This window comes from Robinsoniella sp. (assembly GCF_034124845.1).
The window spans coordinates 9924-14567 of sequence record NZ_JAWYAJ010000203.1; the positions used below are offsets into that span (position 1 = coordinate 9924).

A 4644-nucleotide genomic window follows, 5' to 3' on the forward strand; every position below is an offset into this window, starting at 1 on the left:
GTGGATGCTATTCGGGCACCAAATGATAAAATTGCTGGTGCCTGTGCCGAGGCACTGAAAGAATTAAATATTACAAATCACGTACCTATTACCGGTATGGATGCTGAACTGGATGCAGTTAAGAGAATTGCAGCCGGTGAACAGGATGTTACCATTTATATGGATTTGAGGGAATTAGCCAGCACTGCAGTCAATGAAGCCTATCACCTCGCCAAGGGTGAAAAGGTAAACGTGAATGCCAAATTTGACAATGATTACGAGGACGGTGTAGATGCTAATCTGATTACCGGAAAACTGATTACCGCGAAAAACATTGATAAGATCTTAATCGAAAGCGGTTATTTTACGAAAGAAGAAATCTATGGAACTGAATAACAGCTGAATTACGGGAGTCCTGTTTTGGGCTCCCTTTTTATCCGTTGCCTTTTTCTGATGGAACACGTTCACAAAACACCGCATACCTCTGCAGATTAAAGCCGTAGGGATGGCAGGTAAGCAACGTTACCAGATCTCTCCCTTTCTGTATCAGGATATCCTGAATGTCTGTAGGCTGCAGTATTTTAATTTCCACGACCTTATAATTCAAAGTCTCTCTGAAATTCTGAATAATTACTTCATCTCCCTCCTCCAGTTTTTCGATATCCCGGAACATTGCCGCTCTGCTGTACCCGCGATGGGCGGCTATCACTGCATTTGAATTTATCCCGCCCACCGGCAGTGAAGTCTGGGTAAGATGCGCCGCTCCTTTTGCCATATTTTCATTGGTTGCACCCAGATAAATGGGAAGCTCGATATTCATTTTTGGTATTTTTAAGCTGCCGATCATGTCTTCATCGAATCCCCATTCCTTCAGGCTAAATCCGATCTGCTCATAGGAAAAGGGATCCACCAGGTCTTTTTGGCCCGATAAAAACAAGCCTCGATTGTAGGATAATATTTTTTCATAAAGTTCATCGAAATAAGATCTGGAAACGGATGTCCCGGATACATCTGCTTTCACCTCCTTATTCATTCTGTCTACTTTCCGGTCAAATGCTTCTAAAACTTTTTTAACCTCCCGGACATACACTTGCTGGGAAGCGTAAGGATAGAGCAACAATCCCAGACCGACCCCCAAAGAAACCACAGCCAGACTGATTAGAATTTTTTTCTTTAAGATCATTTCTTCCTTCCTTTCTTTCTCTTTCCCAGAATCACAATAAATATAAGAAGGAGGATCACTACTGCTGTTGTAATACACGTGATCAAAAGCGTCTGTTCCTCCCTGGTCAGCTTTCTTTCCGTGTTCTCCACTGTCTGCTTTTCCTGCCATGCATGGTATTCTGTTCTTTTGCCCCGGACCAGAAGCCTGTGGCTGTTAACCCCATAGGGGGTGCATGTTATCAGAGTCACATAATCTTCTCCCGCAACCGGCTTTAAATCATCTGTATGTTCCGGTTCCACTACCTTAATCTGGTCAACCCGGTAAGCCAGAACACGATCCAGAATGTGCAGATAAAACATATTTCCCTCTTTTAGTTCGGTCAGATCGGTAAACAATTTTGCGGTTGTCAGCCCCGTATGCCCTGTAAATACTGCATGTGTCCCAGCCCCTCCTACTGGCAGCGAAGTTCCCTCCAGATGCCCTGCGCCTTTTTTTAATGTGGACTCTCCTGTGCCATGATAGATCGCCAGATTTACCTGGATATCCGGGATATCAATATAGCCCATAATTCCATTTATATTTAATACTTCTTTGTAATTGTCCTGGAGTACCATGCCGCTTCCTTCCAGAAACGGATCCCTCAGCACATTTCCGCTCAGGCTTTCATTATATTCCTCTGCTTTTTTCCATTCTGCCTCTATTTTTCCGCTGTCCGCATTTTTCACCTGCTTTTCAAAATTCTGTATGGCATAAGACTGGTTTCGCTCCATGAGGAAATTACTGACATGGGGATACAGGAAAAATCCCAGACCCAGCAGTAATAAAAGCACGATTGAAATTATTCTTTTCATATATACTCCTCTGTTCCATACAAGAAAAGAGGGAAGCTTTCCTTCCCCCTTTCACTTATACTGCTCCTGTATTACTAATTTACTTTACGTTTTTTAAAAGAATGGATCAACAGTATTCCTGCAAGTACAATGAAACCGATTCCTGCTGCCGTAAAGATTGTGGTACCCATTCCACCGGTTATGGGCAGTATAAATGCACTGCTGTTCTTAACCGTTACCTTTGCAATATAGCCTGTCCCCTCTATCCCTGCAGGATTTATGGTTACCTTCACCGGTTCATTTAAAAGGTTGTAGCCATTCGGTGCCTGTGTCTCTACTAAATAATAGGTGGTAGGTTTTGTATCTTGCGTAACTTTATCACCGGTAATACCATAAGAGAATCCCAAAAATTCAGCTGTTCCATCCGCTTTTGTAGTCACGATGATATCATTTCCATCTGTGTCTTTGATGTACCTTTTATTTTTAGCATCGTTTAAGCTGGCTGCTATAGCAAATTTGGCATTGGCAAGTTTTATTTCCTGATTATTGGCATCGACTTTAACAATACCGATCTTTCCGGTATGTACTTCGGGCTTATTTTCAGGCAGTACCTCATAGCTCTTATCCTGGTCAAACTGGTTTTTGTAGTCCATTTTTGCACCATTTTTTATTTCAGTCTGCATAGGGGCATCTTTGGTCAGGGTTGTTTCAAATACAACTCTTATGAATTTGTAACCGCTGTCTGCCAAATGCTGGCGTCCTGCCTGTGTAAAACTGACTTTTACTTTGCTTTCTGTTGTCTCAGATGTATCATAATTTCCCGCTGGAATCAATATCTCACCTGCGCTGCCTGTCTCCGTATTTCTGTCTTTTACCCCGTACACCTTAACGGAATCCGCAATATACTTTAATACAGGATCCAGTTCATCGGTAATATCATATTTTTTTGCTGCTGCCACATTGGTTGGTACGGACGGCTGAATAATCCAGGTTACTTTCCCGCCGTGGGTATCGGAAGTTTCATGTTTGTTGGGAACTTTGGTCACATATTTATCAATACTGGCACTTTCATTTTTCGGGTAAACATGAACATCGGTTATCCATCCGGTGCCCTCCGGATTGGTCATCGGTACACTGACGATAAACGGTGCTACCGGTTCTGCTACCTTTTCACTTGGAAGCTCTGTTACATAATAAAAGCCTCTTGCAAGATCTGGCAGCACTGCTATACCCAGATCTTTGCCGTCTGTACCTGTTCCGGATGTGATAACCGTCTGGGCTGAGTCTTTGTCAATCATATCTTCTGTCACTTCCGATGCATTTGCAGGTATCTTCCCTCCGGTGGGAGAAATAGCATTTCCATCAGCATCCAGTGTGATCTTTAATTTTTCAACCTTAAATTCGATTCCATTTAAAGGTATTGCAGATTCTGGTATTTCCGTTGTTTCATTTCCGTTTCCGGGGGTATCTGCTTCTGTTAAGTCATCCATTAAATACTTGTGGATGGTAAGACTGCCCTTTTCTCCGGGCAGATCTGTATTATTTCCGGTTGCTGCTGCAGAAACAGTAAACATACCGGCTGTTATAACGGCTGCCATGAATACAGCACTTAATTTATTGATTATTCTTCTCATAACTTTGGTACTCCTTTTCTTTCTTTTTGAATTTCCGCCGGTGAATACCAGCAGAATGATTGCTGTCAATATCACTCCCACACCGCAAATGGAGAAAATCTTTGTGCCGCTGCCACCTGCCAGAGGCAAATCTGCTTTTTTGAAATTGGGTAATTTGTATATTACTTTTTCGCCTTGAATTTCTTTTATAAAAGCGGGGGGCAATGGATCTCCTGCTGCTTTTATGGTAATGGGGTTTTCTTTATGGGTAACATCCACATGGATGCGCCACTGTCCCAGAGGCAGGCTGTATCCGGGATTCGTCTGTACCTCCACCAGTTGATAATCGCCGCTTGGTACATCCTCGAAATCTACCAGTCCATCTTCATCGCTTACCGCTGTATCTCTTTCAATCCAGCAGTTTTCCGGTTCACTGGTAACCAGTTCGTCATGCTCTGCATCCTGCTTATGCTCTGCCCCGCAGGAATAAAGAGTAAACTTTACATCACTTAAGGGCTTATCGTTATCATTCCCATCCACTTTGTAGAATTGGAGTGGAACCGCAATCAGCGTATTGACAAAGACAGCTTGTTCGGCATTGTCCGTCCCCTGAGAAGAGGTATAAGTGATACTTTTTACTTCCAGCCGGTCTGTGCCTTCTGCTTTTCCGATGGCAACTGCTGCTGTATAGACATTGGAGTCATAAATGTAATTGGGATCACCGTTGTCTTTTTCTGTAATGAGGTAATGATAGACATAATTTTCTCCCTCTTTCACAGTATCCGTGGTAATTTCACTTCCCAGAGTAATTGTTCCGAACTTTGCGGTTCCATCTGCTTTATTTACTGCAGCTAATGTGGACGGCAGAGCGGGAGTTGATGGGTATTCTGGATCATTTGTCAGGGAAAATACAAACATTCCTTCCGGAACCGGTGTTATTTCTTTTCCTGTGGGATATTTCAGTTTCTTTAAAACTGCTAAGGTTACCTCCACGGGATGCAGGGGATCCTGCTGTTCTGCTGTCAGATGCTGTGTAAATGCCGCCGTAACAGAGACA

Annotated in this window: 4 protein-coding genes; 1 reads left to right on the plus strand and 3 read right to left on the minus strand. The window is 43.0% G+C overall.

Annotated features, from left to right (window positions below; translation table 11 throughout):
- The coding region (locus ACH2DQ_RS09420) for a substrate-binding domain-containing protein (RefSeq protein WP_395026516.1) at positions 1-375 on the plus strand (375 nt) is incomplete at its 5' end.
- A gap of 37 nt (positions 376-412) precedes the next feature.
- Here the strand turns inward: ACH2DQ_RS09420 and ACH2DQ_RS09425 are convergent.
- The 3 genes from ACH2DQ_RS09425 to ACH2DQ_RS09435 form a co-directional block, all read right to left on the minus strand.
- Complete coding sequence (locus ACH2DQ_RS09425) at positions 413-1162, minus strand: class C sortase (protein ID WP_394915485.1); 750 nt, start codon at positions 1160-1162, stop codon at positions 413-415.
- The gene (locus tag ACH2DQ_RS09430) at positions 1159-1995 is read right to left on the minus strand and encodes a class C sortase (RefSeq protein WP_394915484.1); all 837 of its coding nucleotides are present in this window, start codon (positions 1993-1995) and stop codon (positions 1159-1161) included. Before ACH2DQ_RS09430 ends, ACH2DQ_RS09425 begins: the two co-directional genes overlap by 4 nt.
- 74 nt (positions 1996-2069) lie before the next feature.
- The coding region (locus ACH2DQ_RS09435) for a SpaH/EbpB family LPXTG-anchored major pilin (RefSeq protein WP_395026520.1) at positions 2070-4644 on the minus strand (2575 nt) is incomplete at its 5' end.